Origin of the sequence: Streptomyces corchorusii, from assembly GCF_001514055.1 — a bacterium.
In the GTDB taxonomy this organism is placed as follows: Bacteria; Actinomycetota; Actinomycetes; order Streptomycetales; family Streptomycetaceae; genus Streptomyces; species Streptomyces olivaceoviridis.
In genome coordinates this window covers 635,263-654,143 of the sequence record NZ_KQ948354.1, presented here as the reverse complement: position 1 = coordinate 654,143, position 18,881 = coordinate 635,263, and the positions used below count along the sequence as shown (strand labels likewise).

The 18,881-nt window shown below is 72.7% G+C and carries 16 protein-coding genes; 11 read left to right on the top strand and 5 right to left on the bottom strand.

Annotated features, from left to right (window positions below):
• From AQJ11_RS12980 to AQJ11_RS12965, 4 genes are all read left to right on the top strand, one after another.
• A partial coding sequence (locus AQJ11_RS12980; protein WP_482256565.1) for an NADPH-dependent FMN reductase family protein occupies positions 1 to 241 on the top strand: 241 nt, incomplete at its 5' end.
• A gap of 187 nt (positions 242 to 428) precedes the next feature.
• Complete coding sequence (locus AQJ11_RS12975) at positions 429 to 1,145, top strand: response regulator transcription factor (protein WP_059263073.1); 717 nt, start codon at positions 429 to 431, stop codon at positions 1,143 to 1,145.
• Positions 1,146 to 2,582 (top strand): sensor histidine kinase, encoded by a 1,437-nt coding sequence (locus AQJ11_RS12970; RefSeq protein WP_014674218.1) that lies wholly within the window; start codon positions 1,146 to 1,148, stop codon positions 2,580 to 2,582.
• A gap of 115 nt (positions 2,583 to 2,697) precedes the next feature.
• A complete protein-coding gene (locus tag AQJ11_RS12965; RefSeq protein ID WP_059263072.1) occupies positions 2,698 to 3,399 on the top strand; it encodes a hypothetical protein in 702 nt (233 codons plus the stop codon).
• Here the strand turns inward: AQJ11_RS12965 and AQJ11_RS12960 are convergent.
• Entirely contained in the window at positions 3,394 to 5,208 is a 1,815-nt protein-coding gene (locus AQJ11_RS12960; protein ID WP_059263071.1) for a phosphatidylglycerol lysyltransferase domain-containing protein, read from the bottom strand. The genes AQJ11_RS12965 and AQJ11_RS12960 overlap by 6 nt on opposite strands.
• Positions 5,209 to 5,310: 102 nt before the next feature.
• The gene (locus AQJ11_RS12955) at positions 5,311 to 5,583 is read right to left on the bottom strand and encodes a hypothetical protein (RefSeq protein WP_014674221.1); all 273 of its coding nucleotides are present in this window, start codon (positions 5,581 to 5,583) and stop codon (positions 5,311 to 5,313) included.
• A 171-nt stretch (positions 5,584 to 5,754) separates the two neighbouring features.
• Between AQJ11_RS12955 and AQJ11_RS12950 the strand changes: the two genes are divergently transcribed.
• A complete protein-coding gene (locus tag AQJ11_RS12950; protein WP_244218201.1) occupies positions 5,755 to 6,399 on the top strand; it encodes a M55 family metallopeptidase in 645 nt (214 codons plus the stop codon).
• A 127-nt stretch (positions 6,400 to 6,526) separates the two neighbouring features.
• On the opposite strand, the gene AQJ11_RS12945 is transcribed toward AQJ11_RS12950, so the two are convergent.
• Positions 6,527 to 7,942, bottom strand: coding sequence for an MFS transporter (locus AQJ11_RS12945; protein WP_059263069.1), 1,416 nt, complete (start codon positions 7,940 to 7,942; stop codon positions 6,527 to 6,529).
• A gap of 364 nt (positions 7,943 to 8,306) precedes the next feature.
• Between AQJ11_RS12945 and AQJ11_RS12940 the strand changes: the two genes are divergently transcribed.
• Positions 8,307 to 9,191, top strand: coding sequence for a helix-turn-helix transcriptional regulator (locus AQJ11_RS12940; protein WP_058081457.1), 885 nt, complete (start codon positions 8,307 to 8,309; stop codon positions 9,189 to 9,191).
• 253 nt (positions 9,192 to 9,444) lie between these two features.
• Here AQJ11_RS12940 and AQJ11_RS12935 read toward each other — a convergent pair whose 3' ends face one another.
• The gene (locus AQJ11_RS12935; RefSeq protein ID WP_398725329.1) at positions 9,445 to 10,212 is read right to left on the bottom strand and encodes a phosphotransferase; all 768 of its coding nucleotides are present in this window, start codon (positions 10,210 to 10,212) and stop codon (positions 9,445 to 9,447) included.
• Between the two features lie 383 nt (positions 10,213 to 10,595).
• Between AQJ11_RS12935 and AQJ11_RS12930 the strand changes: the two genes are divergently transcribed.
• The 5 genes from AQJ11_RS12930 to AQJ11_RS12910 all read left to right on the top strand — a co-directional run bounded on the left by AQJ11_RS12930 (position 10,596) and on the right by AQJ11_RS12910 (position 17,423).
• A complete protein-coding gene (locus AQJ11_RS12930; protein WP_059263068.1) occupies positions 10,596 to 12,740 on the top strand; it encodes a SpoIIE family protein phosphatase in 2,145 nt (714 codons plus the stop codon).
• Positions 12,741 to 12,845: 105 nt separating this feature from the next.
• Positions 12,846 to 13,589 carry an NUDIX hydrolase gene (locus AQJ11_RS12925; protein WP_079082282.1) on the top strand — a complete coding sequence of 248 codons (744 nt, stop codon included), beginning with the start codon at positions 12,846 to 12,848 and terminating at the stop codon, positions 13,587 to 13,589.
• Positions 13,590 to 14,753: a 5'-methylthioadenosine/S-adenosylhomocysteine nucleosidase family protein gene (locus AQJ11_RS12920; protein WP_059263067.1), complete on the top strand. Its 1,164-nt coding sequence runs from the start codon at positions 13,590 to 13,592 to the stop codon at positions 14,751 to 14,753. It abuts the gene before it with no gap.
• Positions 14,750 to 16,735, top strand: coding sequence for a hypothetical protein (locus AQJ11_RS12915; RefSeq protein ID WP_208616486.1), 1,986 nt, complete (start codon positions 14,750 to 14,752; stop codon positions 16,733 to 16,735). The genes AQJ11_RS12920 and AQJ11_RS12915 overlap by 4 nt, the downstream gene beginning before the upstream one ends.
• Positions 16,736 to 16,868: 133 nt before the next feature.
• On the top strand, positions 16,869 to 17,423 hold the full coding sequence (locus AQJ11_RS12910) for a flavoprotein (RefSeq protein ID WP_059263066.1): 555 nt from the start codon (positions 16,869 to 16,871) through the stop codon (positions 17,421 to 17,423).
• 45 nt (positions 17,424 to 17,468) lie between these two features.
• On the opposite strand, the gene AQJ11_RS12905 is transcribed toward AQJ11_RS12910, so the two are convergent.
• Entirely contained in the window at positions 17,469 to 18,362 is an 894-nt protein-coding gene (locus tag AQJ11_RS12905; protein WP_059263065.1) for a phosphorothioated DNA-binding restriction endonuclease, read from the bottom strand.
• Between the last annotated feature and the right edge of the window lie 519 nt (positions 18,363 to 18,881).

The window sequence follows — 18,881 nt, the reverse complement described above, 5'->3', positions numbered from 1 at the left end:
AGGCACCGGCCGGCACTCGCTGGTGCTGGAACACGCACTGCGGCCCCTGTTCGCCTACCTGCGCGCCGTCGTCGTCCCCACCGGGGTCTACGCCGCCTCCGAGGACTGGGGCGCCGAAGGACTCGCCGAGCGGATCGACCGGGCGGCGGCGGAGCTGGCCGCGCTGATGCCGTTGGCTCCGCGGCGGGGGGAGGAGGCCGTTGTGCCCTTCGCCGAACAGCTCGCGGCGCTCCAGCGCTGACTTCGCCCACCCACCCGGCTCGGCCGACCGAGAGGTCGCCGTCCCGGGTGGGTGGCGACTTGGTCGGCCGGGGGGTTCGCCGGTTGCCCCCGTGACGGTGAGAGGCCGGTAAAAAGGGTGATCGTAGGGTCGGCGGGCCCGGTCGAACCGCCGGCGGCCTTGGCAGACTGGGCATGTGCCCCAGACTGTGCTGCTCGCCGAAGACGACCGTGCCATCCGTCATGCCCTGGAGCGTGCCCTGACGCTGGAGGGGTACCAGGTGACGGCGGTCGCCGACGGCGTGGAAGCGCTGGCGCAGGCGCACCGCAACCCGCCGGACGTGCTGGTCCTGGACGTGATGATGCCGGGCATCGACGGGCTCCAGGTGTGCCGGGTGCTGCGCGCCGAGGGGGACCGCACGCCCATCCTCATGCTCACCGCCCTCGTGGAGACCGCCGACCGCATCGCGGGTCTGGACGCCGGCGCCGACGACTACGTGGTCAAGCCGTTCGACGTCGAGGAGGTCTTCGCCCGGCTGCGCGCGCTGCTGCGCCGTACCAGCCCGGTGCCCGTGACCGGCGGGGGCGCGGAGGGCCCGGTCCGTGAGGCACCGGTGTCCTCCGACCGGCAGGTGGAGGCGGCCGGTCTGCGCATGGACCTCCAGGCCCGCCGGGCCTGGCGCGGCGAGCGCGAGCTGGAGCTGACCCGTACCGAATTCGAGCTGCTGGAACTGCTGGTGCGCAACGCGGGCATCGTGCTGGACCACTCCACGATCTACGACCGCATCTGGGGCTACGACTTCGGCCCCGGCTCCAAGAACCTCGCCGTCTACGTCGGCTATCTGCGCCGCAAGCTGGACGAGCCCGCCGCCCCCCAGCTGATCCACACCGTGCGGGGCGTGGGTTACGTGCTGCGGGAGGACTAGGTGGGCCGCCGGTGGCTGCCGGACCGGCCCCGGCCGAAGCTGGTCTCCCTGCGCACCACCTTCGCGGTCTCCTTCGCGGCCGTCACCGCCGCGGTCACGATCCTCGTCGGCATCATGTCGTACAACTCCGCCGCGCGGCTCGTCCGGGTGGACCAGCAGTCGGTGTTCACGCAGGTCGTGCAGGACGTCCGGGGCGAGGTACGGCAGCACACGATGGGGCCGGAGGACTTCTCCTCCTCCCGGCCGGGGCACGACCTGGTCCGTCCCGCCCGCACCGACGTGCAGGTGCTAGGCGCGCAGGGGCAGATCATCGACCACGGCAGCCCGGTGCTGCCGGTCACCTCCCGGGACCGGGCCATGGCCCTCGCGCGGCCGGCCGGGGAGGTGGTCGAGCACAAGGACGTGCGGGTGGACGCCGACCTGTTCCGCATCGCCACCGTCTCGCTCGGCGACGGGCGGGGGGCCGTCCAGGTCGCGCAGGAGTTCAGCGACACCGAGGATCTGCTGCGGGCGCTCCAGCAGCGGACGCTGATCCTGATGGCGGCGGTCGTGGTGGCGGCCGGGCTGTTCGGCTGGTGGCTGGCCCGGCGGATCACCCGGCGCCTGGTGGTCCTGACGTCGGCCGCCGAGGACGTCGCCCGCACCCGGCAGCTGGGCATCCAGGTGCCGGTGGCCGGGCTGGACGAGGTGGGGCGTCTGGGCCGTGCCTTCGACCGGATGCTGGGGCGGCTCGCGCAGTCGGAGGAGGACCAGCGCAGGCTGGTGCAGGACGCGGGCCATGAACTGCGCACACCGCTGACCTCCCTCCGTACGAACATCTCGCTGCTGCGGCGGATCGACGAGCTCCCGCCCGCCACCCGGGAGGACCTGGTCGCCGACCTCTCCCAGGAGGCCCGGGAACTTACCGACCTGGTCAACGAGCTGGTCGACCTCGCCGCCGGGCAGTCCGACAGCGAGCCGCCCCAGCGGGTGGACCTCGCCGACCTCGCCGAGGACGTCGTGGGGCTGGCCCGGCGCCGTACCGGGCGGGAGATCGTGCTGCACGCGAGCGGTGACACGACGACCGACGGGCGGCCCGGGATGCTCCAGCGGGCCATCTCCAACCTGGTCGAGAACGCGGCCAAGTTCGACCGGGACGGCAAGGCGCCGATCGAGATCGGCGTCATGGGGCCGGCGCGGCCGGGGACGGTCCGGGTGGAGGTGCGGGACCGGGGGCCGGGGATCGCCGAGGGCGACCTCGTCCGCATCTTCGACCGCTTCTACCGTGCCGCCGACGCCCGCTCCCTGCCCGGCTCCGGTCTCGGCCTGTCCATCGTCCGCGAGGTCGCCATGGCCCACGGCGGGGCACCGTTCGCCTTCCGTCGGGAGGGCGGAGGAGCGGTCATCGGCTTCACGGTGGGCGGCGGGATCGTCCCGGGCGGCGGCAGCGGTACCTGACGGGATGCGCGGGGTGCCGTTCCGGGCCGCTGCCGGCGGTTGAGTACGCGTACCCATCCCGGGGCGGGTAGGTACGCCCATCCGCCCGCCGGGCTCGCCGCCGTAGCGTCGCCGTATGCCTGAGGAGACCGCACCGACCGCCACCACCGCCACCATCGGCACCGCCGGGTCCGGGGCCCGTGCGCTCGGCCTCGGCTGTCTGGGCTGCGCCGGGCTGCTGTTCGTCGCCGTGGTCGCCCTGTTCTTCCAGCTCACCTGGAACGCACAGGACGCGACGGACCTCCCCCGGGTCGCGCCCGAGGAGATGGCCGACCGTGTCTTCGGGCACTCGCAGGAGGCGTACGACGTCCTGGGGTTCACGCGGACGGTGCCGCCGGGGGTCGAGCGCGTCGGCGTCGGCACGGAGAACACGGTGGACGCCGGCTACTGCTACGACGGAGGGCTGCTGGGGCTGGAGGACAAGACCGTCGACGGCGCCTACCGGATGTCCCACTCGTGGGCGGTGGACCACGTGCCCGCGAGCCAGGCCGTGCCCGGCCTGCGCCGGCTGCACCAGCGGCTGAAGGACGACGGCTGGGAGGTCTCGTCGTACCGCGAGGGCGGGAAGGGCAAGGACTGGGCGCTGTTTGTGCGGCGGGACGGCGAGGACGAGCGGATGTCCTTCACCTGGGACCCGGACCGGCAGTACTTCATCGGCGGCACCACCGCGCCCTGCGCCTACGACCCCGGATGGACGGGCGGCGGCACGGACTCCTACTCCCCCGGTGACGCCGCCCACTCCGTGCGCCCGCCCGCCCTGTGGCACGGGAGGCTATGAGCGGCCCGGCAGGGTCAGGAAGCCCTCGGCGCGGGCGCTCGCCAGGCCGATCCTCGGGATGCCGCTGCTCTTGGCGAAGAGCAGGAAGCGGGGTTCCCACACCGGCCGGTACTTGGCGTTGGCCCGGTAGAGGGACTCGATCTGCCACCAGCGGGAGAAGAAGGCGAGGGTCGAGCGCCACAGGCGCAGCACCGGGCCCGCGCCGAGGCGGGCGCCGCGTTCGAAGACCGAGCGGAACATCGCGAAGTTCAGCGAGACCCGGTCGATCCCCAGCTCCTTCGCCTGGAGGAGCAGTTCGACGACCATGTACTCCATCAGGCCGTTCTCGCAGGCGCGGTCGCGGCGCATCAGGTCCAGGGAGAGGCCGCGCTCGCCCCAGGGCACGAAGCTGAGCAGGGCGCGGGGTTCGCCGTCGGCGTCCCGGCACTCCAGCATCACGCAGCGGCCGTCGGCCGGGTCGCCGAGGCGGCCGAGGGCCATGGAGAAGCCGCGTTCGGTGGCGCCGTCCCGCCAGTGGTCGGCGCGGTCCACGAGGACGGCCATCTCCTCGGGCGGGATGTCCTCGTGGCGGCGGACGCGGACCGTGCAGCCGGCCCGGCGGACCCGGTTGTGGGCCTGGCGGACCACGCGCATGGCCCGGCCTTCGAGGGTGAAGTCGGCGAGGTCCACGATCGCCTCGTCGCCGATTTCCAGCGCGTCCAGGCCGTGCCGGGCGTAGACGGTGCCCGCCTCCTCGCTCGCGCCCATCACGGCCGGGGTCCAGGCGTGCCGGCGGGCCTCGGCGAGCCAGGCGTCGATCGCGCCGGGCCAGGCCTCGGGGTCGCCGAGCGGGTCGCCGGAGGCGAGGCTGACCCCGCCGACGACACGATAGGCGATGGCCGCCTTGCCGCTGGGGGAGAAGATGACGGCCTTGTCGCGGCGCAGGGCGAAGTAGCCGAGGGAGTCGCGCTCGCCGTGCCGCTCCAGCAGGCCGCGCAGCCTGTGCTCGTCCTCCTCCGCGAGCAGGCAGGCGCCGCGCGGGGCGCGGAAGCAGGCGTAGAGGACCGCGAGGAACACCACGGCCATCAGGATGTTCACGATGACGTCCGCCCAGCGGGGGGCCTGGACGGCGGTGACGTGGTCGGCGAGCGGGCCGACGCTGATGCCGCGCAGCAGGGTGTAGGCGATCTCGTCCTTGAGGCCGGCGCCGGTGGCCTTGTTCGTCGTGTGGACCAGGAGCGTGCCGAGGCCGCCGCCGGCGAGGGTGCCGCCGATGCCGGTGGCGAGGGCCAGACGCGGGTTGGAGCGGTCGCCGATGGCGTCGAACTCGCGGCGCCCGAGCAGCAGGGCGGCGACGAACAGGCCGGTGAGGGCGGTGGAGGCCCAGTTGAAGGCGTGCTCGCGGTAGGGGGCGCGGGTGAGGGCGACGGCGTAGAGGCCGAAGAGGGGGCCGGCGAGGAGGAGGTTGAAGAGCCAGGCGGCTCGTTTGCGACGGCGCATCACCACCGCGAGGAACAGGGCGAGGGCCGCCGAGACCAGGCCGGCGGTGGCCAGGTACGGGGTGAAGTACTCGCCGGCGTTGTGTTCGTGCACCTCTTCGCGGAAGGGGAGGGACACGACCGCCGCCAGGTTCAGCACGGCCAGCAGGCGCAGGTACCAGACGGTGGCCGTCGCGGCGCGGGTGCGCAGCCGGTGGCCGCCGCCGATGCGCAGGAGGCGGGGGGAGAGGACGTGGACGGCGCGGCGGGGAGCGGGGATCCGCGGCGGGACCGGGGACGGCTGTCGTGCGGTGGTCGTCCGTTGTTCGGACGCCGTCTGTGGTGCGGACATGGCGACTGGTCACCCTTGGGGACGGGGACGGGGCACCGCAGACCCTACAGCCTGTAGGGTAACGGCCGGACGGGAATCCGCACAGCCTCCCCCCGGCGGCCCTCAGTCGCCGCCTCCGCGCCGGGCCGCCGTCAGCAGCCAGGCCAGGTTGCCCACCGCCGCCCCGGCGGCCACCGCGGCGACGATCACCCCGCCGGTCGCGAGGCCGTCGCTGAACAGGTGCGGGCGCCGGTCCAGGCTGTGCAGCCCGAAGCCGCACAGCTCGTACACGCCGACGGCGGCGATCACCAGGCTGACGACCAGCACGGTCAGCGTCGGCGCGAGACTGCGCACGCAGACCTCCGTGCCGGGCTCCGCTTCCGTGATGTCCTGCATGGGTCCCCCGTTGAACAGACGTGTGCACAGCCCGGTGGCCGTCGGCGCTTGGGAACCTACAATACGTAGGGTCGGTTAGGGTCGACGCCGTGCGGATCTACATCAGCGTGGACATGGAAGGCATCACCGGGCTCGTCGACCGGCATCCTGGTCAACGACGCCCACGGACCGATGCGCAACCTGCTCCCCGAGGCGCTGCACCCCGCGGCCCGCCTGGTGCGCGGCAGGCCCAAGCAGCTCGGCATGCTGGAAGGGCTGACCGGGGAGTACGACGCCGCGCTGTGCGTCGGCTACCACTCCCGGGCCGGTGCGCCGGGCGTGCTCAGCCACAGCTTCATGGGCCACGAGATCGAGGACATGTGGCTGGACGGCCGCCCGGTCGGCGAGATCGGCCTGGCCCACGCCACGGCCGCGGCCCTCGGGGTGCCCGTGGTGGCCCTCACGGGTGACGACGCGGCGTGCGCGGAGATGACGGAGTGGGACGCGTCGGTCGTCACCGTCCCGGTGAAGTACGCACGCGACCGGTTCGCGGCCGAGCTGCGGCCTCAGGCGGAGGCACGGGAGGCCATCGAGGAGGCGGTCGCCCGGGCGCTGTCCCAGGACCCGCCCCGCCCCGCACCCTCCGCCGCCGAGGCCACCCTGACCGTCCGCTGGCAGTCGGCCTCGGTCGCCGCCACCCTGCTCGGCATCCCCGGGGTGACGGCCGAGGACCCCAGGACCGTCCGGGCGAGCGGTGAACTGCCCGCGCTCTACCGGCAGTTCGGGGTGTGGATGCGGGTGGCGGCGTCGCTCACCAACCAGCCGCCGTACTGCTGACGCCCGCCGGCCGGCCGTGCGGCGGGCGCGGGTGCGGGCCGCTTGGCCGTCCTCGACGACGCCCGCCCGGCCGGCCGCACCTGGACCGGGCGGCCCGCACCGTTCGGCTGGGCCGGTCGACCGGGTGTCAGCGCGCGCTGTCCCGCAGGAACAGCGCGCTCGTGACGGTGCCCAGGAGCACGAGGGCCGCGTTCAGCGCGATCGCCGTCTTCAGGCCGCCGAGGACGGCGAGGGCGCCCGTACCGCTCATGGCGGCGGTGGCGACGGCGCTCATCACCGGCGTACCCATGGTGATCCCGACCTGCTGGGTCATCGTCGCGAGCCCGGTGGCCAGCCCCTGCTCCCGGTCGGCGAGACCCGAGGTGGCGGTCACCATGAAACCGACGATGACCAGCATGTTGCCCACACCGCCCGCGAAGGTCGCGGCCGACAGCAGCCACAGCGAGGAACGGCCGGTGCCGAGCCCGAGCAGGGCCGCCGTGCACAGGGCCTGGCCGAGGCCGCCGGCCAGCAGCACCCGGGTGGCGCCGAGCCCGCCGATCAGCCGCGGGGCGAGGGCACCGCCGACGACGGTCCCCGCGCCCAGCACGCCGAACGACAGCCCGGCGGCCAACGGCGAGAAACCGAGCACCTCCTGGAGGTACAGGGTCAGCAGGAACACCAGGGACGTCTCGGTCAGGAACGCGATCAGACCGGCGACGTTCCCCCACGCCACCGACCGCCTGCCCAGCACGTGCGGCGGCACCAGCGGCGCGGACACCCGGCGTTCCACCGCCCCGAACACGCCCAGCAGCACCACCCCGGCCGCGAGCGGCAGCAGCGCGGCCGGCGCGCCCCAGCCGTGCTCACCCGCCTGCGTCAGACCGAGGACGACGGCCAGCAGTCCGAGCGTCACCGTGACGGCACCCGGCACATCCAGCCTCGGACGCTCCTCGGGCCGGGACTCGGCGATGACGGCGGGCGCGACCAGGAGCACGGCGAGGGCCACCGGCACGTTGACGAAGAACGCCCAGCGCCAGGACAGCAGGTCGGTCAGCAGACCGCCGAGGACCGCCCCGGTGGTGAAACCGGCCGACATCAGCGCCCCGTTGAGCCCGAGCGCCTTCTCCCGCAGCGGGCCCTCAGGGAAGGACGTCGTCAGCAGTGACAGACCGGCCGGGGTCACCGCGGCGGTGGCCAGCCCCTGGAACACCCGGGCCACGATGAGCACCTCGGGGCTCCGCGCCAGCCCGCCCGCCAGCGAGGCCGCGCCGAGGACGGCGAGACCGGCCAGGAACAGCCGACGGCGGCCGAAGAGATCGGCGACCCGCCCGAACAGCAGGGTGAACCCGGCCGCGCAGAGGGCGAACGCCGTGCCGATCCACTGGAGATGGGCGAGCCGGAAGCCGAGACCGGCGCCGATCACCGGCAGGGCCACGTTCAGGATGGAGAAGTCCACGGCCAGCATGAACTGGGCCGCGAGCAGCAGCACCAGCACCAGGCGGAGCCGGGGGGTGAGGACGGCGGGGGCGCCGGGCGGCTGGTGGGTGACGGTGACGGACATGACGAGACGGTCCCCTCTGGTGACGGAGGCGTTCTTACGGGGTGTGGGATTCCGGTACGGCGGCGACATGGCCGGGGCTCGGCGGGGGTGCGGGTGTTCGCCGGGGTTGCTGTGTTCGCCGGGGTTGCTGTGCTGGCGGAGCCGCCGGTGTCCGGTGGAGCCGCCGGGCAGAAGACTCGTCCGTGCCGCCCGCCCCGACCAGCACCCCCCTGCGACCGGCCGCCGCGAGGGTGGTCATCGCGTGACCACCCTCGGGCGTCCCGTTCGTGCCGTCCGCCGGGCAGGATGGACGACGACCGCCGTACACCCGGAGGCGCACGCCCCGCACCCGCGCGGGCACCCGCCCCATCCCCCGGAGGCCTACATGGACGCGTCGTCCGAGCTGGGAGCCTTCCTCAAGTCCCGCCGTGCCGCGCTGCGGCCGGAGGACGTCGGCCTCGCGACCGCGCCGGCCCGCCGCCGGGTCGCCGGGCTGCGCCGCGAGGAACTGGCCCTGCTCGCGGGCGTCAGCATCACCCACTACACCCGCCTCGAACAGGGCCGCGCGGCCGGCGTCTCCGACTCCGTGCTGGACGCCGTCGCCCGCACCCTGCGCCTCACCGAGGACGAGACCGCCCACCTCAGGGACCTGGCCCGCCCCGCCGCCCGGCGCCGCCCGGCCGCACCCCGTGCCGAACACGCGACCCCGTCGGCCCGTCAGCTGATCGCCGCCATGACCGACGTACCGGCGCTCGTCCTGGACCGGCGCAACGACGTCCTGGCCTGGAACCGGCTGGGCCACGCCCTGCTCGCCCCGCACCTGCCGGGGGACGCCCCGGACACCCCCACCGCCCGCCCCAACCTCATCCGCATGCTGTTCCTGGACGAGCGCTACCGGGCCCTGTACGCCGACTGGAAGGAGGAGGCCCACCTCGCGGTCGCCTCCCTGCGCCTGGTCGCCGGCCGGCACCCGGACGACCGCGCACTGGCCGAGCTGATCGGCCACCTGTCCATCCGGAGCGACGAGTTCGCCGCCCTCTGGGCCCGGCACCCGGTCCGCACCTGCGCCTCGGGGAGCAAGTCCCTGCGCCACCCGGCGGTCGGCACGCTGGAGCTGAGCTTCGAGAACCTGTGCCTCCCGGGCACCGCGGGCCAGCGCCTCATCGCCTACACGGCCGCACCCGGCACCCCGTCCGACGCGGCCCTGCGCCTCCTGGCCGGTACGACGGCCCCCGCCGAGCCGGGGCTGCCCGCGCTGGACGCGCACTGACCCACCGGCGGGGACCGAGGGGACCGGGGGATCGGCGCCGGTCGGGCGGCGCCTGGCCATCGCGGTCCCCGGCGCCGCCGGCACGGTCGGCAGCCAGGTGAGCAGCGAGGCCGCTACCCGTGGACACCGGGCCCCGGACGGTCCGGGGGCCGAGCACCGGGTGCCGGCGGAATCGGGCGCGCACGCCGCCGTGCCGACCGTACGCACCCGTCCCGTCGACGAGGGCCGGCACGGTCGGCAGGTGACGGGCCGGTCAGTTCAGCAGGGCGGCCGTGAACGTCTCGCGGTGGTCCACCAGCCAGCTCTGCACGCGGTCCCAGCGTTCCCATCCACCCCGCTCGGCCAACGCCTGGAGGTAGACGGGGTCACCGTCGGCCACGCGGCGGGCGACGAAGGCCCGGCACACCTCCGTGGCCTGCTCGATGACGCCGGGCAACGCGGCGCGCTCCCGCCCCGGGAGGCCGTAGCCGTCGGCAAGGACCCGCAGCCGTGCGGGCGCGTCCAGCCCGGGCGGGTGGAGAGCGGCGGCGGATCCGGGATCCAGCATGGGCACCCAGTAGCGGGCGGCCATGGCGATGTCCCACAGGGGGCGGCCCGGGGCCGCCAGGTCGAAATCGATCAGGGCGGCGGCACGGCCGTCGCGGAAGACGACGTTCTCCGGGCACACATCGTTGTGGCACAGCATCGTTCCCCCCTCCGGGTCGGCCAGGTCCCGGGGCCACTCGGCACGGCTGTCGACCGCGACGGCCGCGCCGGCCTCGTGCAGGCGCCGCAGCAGGCTCCCCACCGATGCGAGGGCGGCCTTCGTCATCGCCCAGTCCGGGAACGGCGGCAGCGCCACGTCGCCGGGGATGAAGGTCAGCTGCTCACGGCCATCCGCGGTGAGACCGACCGGGACCGGCGCGCCGTCGAAGCCGTGCTCCTTCAGCGCGAGCAGACAGGCGTGCAGAGCGCGCGCGTTGCGCGGCGCCGGGCGCTCGACCAACGCACCCCGGCGGAAGACCGCCCCCACGTTCGCCATCCCGCCGACCAGCGCCTCACCCTCAGCCGTCACGACGGTCACGCTACCGCCGGCTCGACCCGCGCGAAGCGGTCCCCGAAACCAAGAAGCCACCCGATCGAGGCGGCCCGCGTTCTCGTTGCCGACCACGCCCCTGCGACGGTGCCCACCGCCTCCGCGAACGCGGTGACGCGCCCCGTCGTCAGCACGGCGCGGTGACGCCGGCCTCGGTGCCCGCCGCCCGGCCGGAGCGGCTGACCGACCCGGGGGGACGGCGCGCTGCCGTGACCGCCCGCCGGACGTATGGTCCGTATATGAGTGCCGTCTGGTCCGGCCGGCGCGGTGTCGCGCCGCCGGAGCCGCCCTCTGGTCGCCGCCGGTGCCCCCGCACAGGAGGGTGAAGCGTGTCCGGCACGGTCACCGACCCTCGCTCCCACGGCTCCGGACCGGACGCCGTGGACTCCGTCCTGGGCCACTGCGCACGGCGGACCGGTGCCTACGCCGGCGGGGTCTACGTCCTGTCCCCCGACGGGCAGATGCTCCAGCTCGCGGTGCTGAGCGGGATCTCCCGGCGGATCGCCACGCCCTGGGTACGCGTTCCGCTGCCGGCCGCGAGCCCGGTGAGCGACGCCGTGCGGCAGGGCGGCCTGGTGTGGATCGGCAGCCAGGACGAGCTGGCGCGCCGCTACCCGCAGCTCGCGCTGGTCCTGCCGCATCCGTTCGCCCTGGTCGCCGCGCCGATCAGCACCGGCGGCCGGACATGGGGCGGGCTGGTGCTGCACTGGTCCAGCGCGCACCCCGCCACGCTGAGCGCACAGGAGCGCGCGGTGATCGACGACGCCTGCCGCCGCCTGGGCCCGATCCTGCGGCAGGCCGCCGACAGCGGTCGCGTCCTGGCCGGGCCCGAGCCGCGGATCCTCTCCCCGTCGCGCAACCGTGCCGCCGGACCGGCCGAAGCCCAGGCCGCGGCCGACTTCGCCGAGCGCCTTCCGAGCGGCTGCTGCGCCCTCGACCCGGACGGCCGGATCACCTTCCTCACCACCGCCGCGGCAGAGCTGCTCGGTGCCGGCATTCCCGACCTGCTGGGCGCCCGGCCCTGGGAGGCGCTCGCGTGGCTGGACAACCCGGTCGCCGAAGACCGTTACCGGGCCGCCGTGCTGAGCCGCCGGCCGACGTCCTTCACCGCCCGGCGGCCTCCCGACCAGTGGCTGTCGTTCCACCTGTACCCGGACGCGTCCGGCATCAGCGTGCGCATCGTGCCCACGTCCTCGGCCGACGCCGTACCCCCTCCGCATCTGCTGCACCCCGCGCCCGCGGCGGAACCCGGCCGGGCCACGGCCCTCTACCACCTGATGCACCTGGCCGCCACGCTCACCGAGGCGGTCGGTGTCCAGGACGTCGTCGAGAGGGTCGGCGACCAGATCCTGCCCGCCTTCGGCGCCCAGGCCCTCGCTCTGATGGCCGCGGAGGAGGGCAGACTGCGGATCATCGGCCACCACGGCTGCTCCGCCCCGCTGATGCGCCGCTTCGACGCGGCTCCCCTCACGTCCGACACCCCGGCGGTGCACGTCCTGACGACAGGGATCCCGAGCTTCTTCGGCTCCTTCGACGACCTCAAGGCGGCCTACCCTCCCGCCGTCCTCCAGGACGACATGGCGGCCTGGGCGTTCCTGCCGCTGATCACCTCCGGACGCCCCGTCGGCTCACTGGTCCTCGCCTACGACCGGCCGCGCGCCTTCCCCGCCGAGGAGCGCTCCGTCCTCACCTCGTCCGCCGGGCTGATCGCCCAGGCGCTGGACCGCGCCCGTCTCCACGACGCCACGCAGCAGCTTGCCCACGACCTCCAGGCCGGTCTGCTGCCCCGCACCCTGCCCCGCGTGCCCGGCCTGGACGTGGCCGCCCGCTACCTTCCCAGCAGCTACGGCATGGACGTCGGCGGGGACTTCTACGACCTCATCCGCCTCGACGAGGCAGCCGCCGCCGCGACCATCGGAGACGTCCAGGGGCACAACGTCCAGGCCGCCACCCTGATGGGGCAGGTCCGCACCGCCGTCCACGCCTCCGCCGGCGCACCCCCCGGCGAGGTCCTCGCGCGCACCAACCGCCTGCTCACCGATCTCGACGCCGGCCTGTTCACCAGCTGCCTCTACGCCGACCTCGACCTCGCCCGGCACAGCGCCTGCCTGGCCACCGCCGGACACCCCCCGCCGATCCTGCGCCATCCGGACGGCCGCACCGAGATCGTCGAGCTGCCTCCCGGGCTCCTGCTCGGCATCGACCCCGCCGCCGACTACCCGACGGCGAGGATCCCGCTGCTCCCCGGTGCCGTGCTCGTCCTGTACACCGACGGGCTCGTCGAGGCCCCCGGCACCGACATCGAGGACGCGATCAGGGCCCTCGCCGGCCGGCTCGCCCACGCGCGCAACCAGCCCGTGGACGCCCTGGCCGACACCCTCGTCACCGGTGCCCAGCACACCGCGGCGCGCAGCGACGACGTCGCCCTGCTCCTGATCAGCCCGCACCGGACGCGCGTACCGGGTGCGCGGTGACTCCACGACGACGTGACCCCTCCGAGCGCCTCCGCCTTACCGCACGAGCGGCCTCCATGTCCCCCTTCTTGTTAAAGTGACAGGAACCCAAGTACCGTAAGCGGCATGCAAGATGACGCGTGGTCACCCCCACCTGTGCTCCTGACGGTCGATCTCGTGATCCTGACGCTGCGCGAGGGGCGGCTGTGTGTCCTGCTCGTGGAGCGGGGCGAAGACCCTTTCCAGGGCATGCCGGCCCTGCCCGGCGGATTCCTCAACCACGCCGGGGAGGAGATCCTGGACGCCGCCCACCGTGAGCTGAGCGAGGAGACCGCTCTGACCGCCGGGTGGGTGCACCTCGAACAGCTGGCCATCTACGGGGAGGTGGGCCGTGATCCGAGGGGACGAGTCGTTTCCGTGGCCCACCTGGCGATCGCGCCGGGACTGCCCGAACCGGTCGCGGGAACCGATGCCATGGATGCCGCGTGGGTCCCCGCGGAAGCCGTCCTGTCCGGTGAAGTGGAACTGGCCTTCGACCACCGCCGGATCGTGACGGACGGGATCGAACGCGCGCGGACCAAGCTCGAATCCTCGGCGCTCGCCACGGCGTTCTGCGGAGAACTCTTCACCATAGCCGAGTTGCAGCAGGTGTACGAGGCGGTGTGGGGCACCGAACTCGACACCCGTAATTTCTACCGGAAAGTCCAGGCCGTGGAGGGATTCATCGTTCCCGCCGACTCCGGACGCAGGAGCACGGGAGGACGGCCCGCGCGGCTGTACCGGGCCGGGCCGAAGAAGGTGTTGTTCCCGCCGCTGATCCGACCTGTGCCGTCCACAACGGAAAAGGGCACGAGAGAGGAAGGGGAATAGATGTCGAAAGACCTGGTGGTGATCCTCACCGCCCTCAATCTTGAGTACCAGGCCGTGCGCCGGAAACTGGACGGTGCACAGGTGCACCGTCATGAGCGCGGGACGCTGTTCGAGGTGGGAACCGTGCGGGGCACTTCGTGTCGTGTCGCGCTCGGCCTGACGAACAAGGGGAATCATTCCGCCGCGGTGATCGCCGAGCGCGCGATACAGGAGTTCTCGCCGGTGGCCGTGCTGTTCGTCGGCGTCGCCGGTGCGCTGTGGGACACCGCCAGGCTGGGCGACGTGGTGATGGCGACACACGTGTACGCCTACCACGGCGGGACCAGCGAGGACGACGGGCTCAAGGCCCGTCCCCGGGTGTGGGAGACGGCGCACGGCATCAGTCAGCTCGGCTCGCATCTGGCTCGTGTGAACGACTGGGCCGACGACACGACCGGTCAGGGGCGCGCCCCGCAGGTGCGCTTCGGCGCGATCGCCGCCGGCGAGGTCGTACAGAACTCGAAGATCTCCGCCGAGGCGCGGTGGATCCGGCAGCACTACAACGACGCGCTCGCGATCGAGATGGAGGCGGCCGGTGTGGCGCAGGCCGGTCACCTCAACGGGGCGCCGGTGGCCATCATCCGGGGAATCAGCGACCGGGCGGACGGTACGAAGAACAGCGCGAAGGACCGTGACCGGCAACCACGGGCCGCGGCGAACGCGGCGGCGTTCGCCACACGGCTGGCCGTGGAACTGGTGAGGGAACAGGAGCAGATCGCGATGTCCCAGGCAGACAGGGCCCGTACGGCCGACGGACTCGAAGGGCGCGTCAGCAACACCGCCCACCACAGCACCGTCGGCATCATGGCCGGCTCCGTCAAGGGCAGCAGCGTCCACGTGAACGCGGCCCCGAAGGTGGCCGGTCCGGCGGACCTGGTCGCGGAACTGGACGCTTTGCGTGAGCACCTGAAGCGCCACCACGCCGAGGGCGCCCTCGACGACGACACCTACCGAGAGGCACTGGCCGAGCTGGGCTTCGCCCGCCGGGCAGCGACGGACAACACTCCCGAGCCGTCCAAGAGGGCGACCATGGCACTCAAGAGGTTACGCGGTCTGATCGCGGAGTTTCCCGAACTGGTGGCCAGGCTGGCACCACTGGTCGTCGCGGCGGGTGACTTGTCATGATCGACGGCAGCCACGTCACGCACAATTCGGCGGCGTACGACTCCACCGTCGGAATCCAGGCCGAGACCGTACACAACTCCAACGTCTACTTCGTCCATCCTGACGCATCGCCTCAGGAGAAGTACAAGGTCGGTGTGCGGTTCCTTCAGGACGGCATTCCCAGCCGTGCTCGCGACATGATCAGTGACGCGATCGCCCACGGACACGACAGCGCGGAGGTCCGTTTCCACGGGGTGCTCGCCATGCTCAGCGGACGCGCCTACCACGACCTCAGCGCCGAAGAACTCCGGTGGCTGCGCGAAGCCTCCTGGCGCGTAGAGGAATACGCCGAGGGAGAGTGGAAAGACGCCCTGCGCGTCGCTTTCGAACTGCTGGCGGCGCTCAGCACGGCGGACGGCGAAGCCGGACGTGTGGTGGAGCGGTTGCGAGCCCTGTCACCTCACCGGCGGGACGAGATCCTCCACCACTTCGACCTCGTGCTCACCGGAGGGCTGAAGGACAGCCTGTGGGCCGAGAACCGCGAGCGGGCCGAGGCGGCTCGCTTCGGCAACGGCCGGGTCCAACGGGTCTGGGCCTATTTCGAACCCGAGCCCATCGGGCCACGGGCCCTGCCGCCCCGCCCGAGCACCGCTGCCGCCGCCCAGGCGGCCATCCCGGTCCGAGTCGGCCTGTTCGTCGTCGTCACCGCGTTCCTCTGCGTCCTGTCCCTGGTCGCGGATCCGGCCGCGGCAGCCGTCGAGTTGCTGGTGGCGCTCGCTGCGGGCGCGACCGCGACCCACTTCGGCAGCCGATGGTGGTACCAGGAACACCAGCTGAGGGCCAGGAACCGCATGTTCCAGGTACCGCACACGCGCGATCCCGCCTCGCCCGGGGACGGGTTCACCAACCGTGTCCGTCATGCGTTCGACCACTACTTCAGTGTGCGTGTGCCCCATGGACTGGCCCCGCACGAATGGTTCGGGCTCACCGCCCAGATCCGCGACAGCCTCGTCGCCGAGATCGCGGTGCTCTACCGCGAGAGCCGCATCAGCGTGGACCGGGTCAACTGGCTGATCCGCCATCTCGCCGAGGACACCCGGGACCGGTACAGCAGGGGCACCCTGTTCGATCGTCGCCACCAGAACCAGACGCCGGCGTCGGCGAAGGCGCTGTGTGTGGTCGCCCTCGTCATCCTCGGCTTCACGACTCTGGCCCTGCTCGGCACGGTGGCCTCAGCTGCCGGTGCGTCGCACATGCTGCTGGCCGTCCTGGCCGTGGCCGGCGTGGTCTGGTCCGGACGCGCGGCCGCGTCCTCGTGGCTGGAGGCCCGGGGCGAGGAGCGCCGAGTGGCCGAGGAAACCCAGGAGTACCAGGAGCGGCTGGCCGCGCGGCAAGCCGCGTACCAGAACTGGAAGTCGTTCCTGGACGCCACGCGGCCCAGCGAGCTGGACATGGAGACCTGGCTCACCTGCGACAAGACGCTGTTCGTCGACGAAGCACTCCGGCACTACCAGCTCACCTGGCGCGACCTGATCACCCACACCATCCTGGTGACACCCGCGCGCCCCTACAAGCGGGGGCGGGTGAAGGGCGGCCCTTGGCGGTACTCGCGCTACACCTTCCGTCTCTTCCTGGTCACGCAGGACGGCGTTCGTGAGGTCAGCGCGGAATTCGATTTCACCGACGCGAAACGCGGGACCGGGCAGCGAAGCAACTACCGGTTCGACGCGTTGTCCTCCGTACAGGTCACGGAGCGCAGCGAGGTCGGCTACGACCTGGAGCTCATCCTCACCAACGGGCCGGCCAGGAACATCCGTGTCGCGGACGCCGACACCCATCAACTCGCGCCGGACGAGAACGCCCAGGAAATCTCCGAAATCAACCTCAGCGCGGCCGGTTTCGTCCACACCTTCCGCCTCCTGGAAGGAATCGCGGCGGACGGAAAGGGCTGGATCGAACGGAACAACCCCAAAAACCTGCCGACCTTCCGCGCCGTCGGCTGAGTCTTCGGGGCTTTCGCGGCCTTCGGGGCGGGCAGGGGCCAAAGCCCCTGCCCGCCCACCCGTACAACCATGGCGACAGCCGACGTACCCTGCCGGAACCGCACCACTTCAGCCGCCGACTGGGAGCCCCAGCGTGACCGAACCGACCGCCCCGGACAAGAAGCCCTTCCTGTACGTCGTCGTGTGCGCGAGCGGTGTCGCCGGTGACGTCGGCAAGCTGATCACGGCCGCCCAGGAGGCGAACTGGGACGTCGGCGTCATCGCCACACCGCAGGGGCTCGGCTTCATCGACACCAGGGCGATCGAGGCACAGACCGGCTATCCGATCCGCTCCGCGTGGCGCTCGCCGGGAGACCCGCGCCCCCTGCCTCCGGCGGACGCGATCGCCGTGGCTCCCGCCACCTTCAACACGATCAACAAGTGGGCCGCCGGGATCTCCGACACCCTCGCCCTGGGCATCCTGTGCGAGGCGTACGGCATGGGCGTCCCGACCGTGGCACTGCCCTACCTGAACTCCGCCCAGGCCGCCCACCCCGCCTACCGGCAGAGCCTGGACCGGCTGCGGGGGATGGGTGTCCTGTTCGGCTCGTGCGAACCGCACCGGCCGAAGGCCGGCGGCGCGGCGGAACGCTTCCGCTGGGAGGAGGCACTGGAGTTGCTGGAGCCTGTGGTCGGCACGGCGCGGTGAGGACCCGCTGTACGAAGCCCGGGTCCTCGTAAGCGGCTGCCGGGGTCAGGCGGCCGTGGCAGGGCGGGGTTCGCCGTGGAAGACCTGCCGGGCGTGCCAGTCGCGGTGGGCCGCGGCAACAGGGCGCGAGCCGGGCTGGGGGCCGATGAGCGGGTGGCCCGCGAGGGCTATGACGTGCTCGCGGGCGGCGGGGCTGTGACCGACGAAGCGTTGCGAGACCAGGATGCGGTGATCGTCGCCCACCCCGAGGACGCCCTTGTCGAAGAGCTTGTGGTGCAGTGCGCACAGGCACAGCCCGTTCTCGGTCTCGTCGGGTCCGCCGAACGCCCACCAGCGCACGTGGGCGGCCTCCAGCCCGACCGGTACCGCGCCGATCCTGCCGTCGTATCCGCAGAAGGCGCACCGGTACTCGTAGGCGGTCAGCACCAGTTCCCGCATCCTCCGGTCCCGCTGCCTGCGTACGGCCGAGAGCTGCTCGGCCTCCGTCGGCTCCAGGTCCAGGCCGACGGCTTCGCACAGTTCCCCGTGCAGGGAGGGTGGGAAGTGCAGGTCCAGCAGCAGTCGCGCGATCCTGCCGAGCAAGTCCGGTTCGCGGCGCAGGGCCGCTCTCAGCTCCGGTGCGAGCCGGCCGGTGGCGCCCGTCTCGCGGAGGTCCCGCACCCCGCTGCCAGGGCTGCCCGGCCCGCGGTCGGTGCGCACTTCCCACACGCCGTCGCTGACGAGGTGGTGGAAGGGATAGGCGGGTGTGGTCTTGTTGGGTGGGCCGTACTCGGTCAGCAGGCGCTGCAAGTCCTGTTCCACCGCGGTGTATCGCAGGCCGCCGTCGGCATCCTCCTGGTACCGGCCGAGGGCGTACAGGAGCAACAGCGGCTTGTGCGGAGCGCGCGTTCCCCCCTTGGTCCACTGCCTCAGCTTCGCGATCCGCTCCAGCCAGTCCATGGCGGTTGATCGTAGACGGGCCGGACCCGACCAGTGGTACTTCTCAGGACGGTTGCGGAGTCCGGGCGGTGAAGTTCCCGAGTGAACGAGATCGAGCAGACGACCGGTGGCCGCCTGCTCGATATGACGAGGGCGGGGCCCGAAAACCCCGCCCGTTGTCCAAGAAGCCTCGGCTCAGGGCCACACCAGGCAATACGGCTGATGCCCCGCCTCATGCAGCCGGTGGCTGAAGTCCTGCCACTCGTGCAGCGATTGGTGGCGGGAGGGCGCTGACCTGGCGTTTCGCAAGGAAATGTGGGTTGACCTGGGAAAACTCCTCTCGGTAGTTCTCACGGGTCAACGCCGTTTCCCAGGCTCATGTGCCCTGGATGTGCCCTCGCCTCAATGGGCCCTGTGCATCATGAAAAATGCACGTTAGATGGCCTGGTGTGCGTAGGCGTCGGGAGGATCGGGTAGGTCCGGGGCGGTAGTCCACCGACAAGGTCATTCGTCCGCGATGCCCCCTGTGAGCTGACCGCG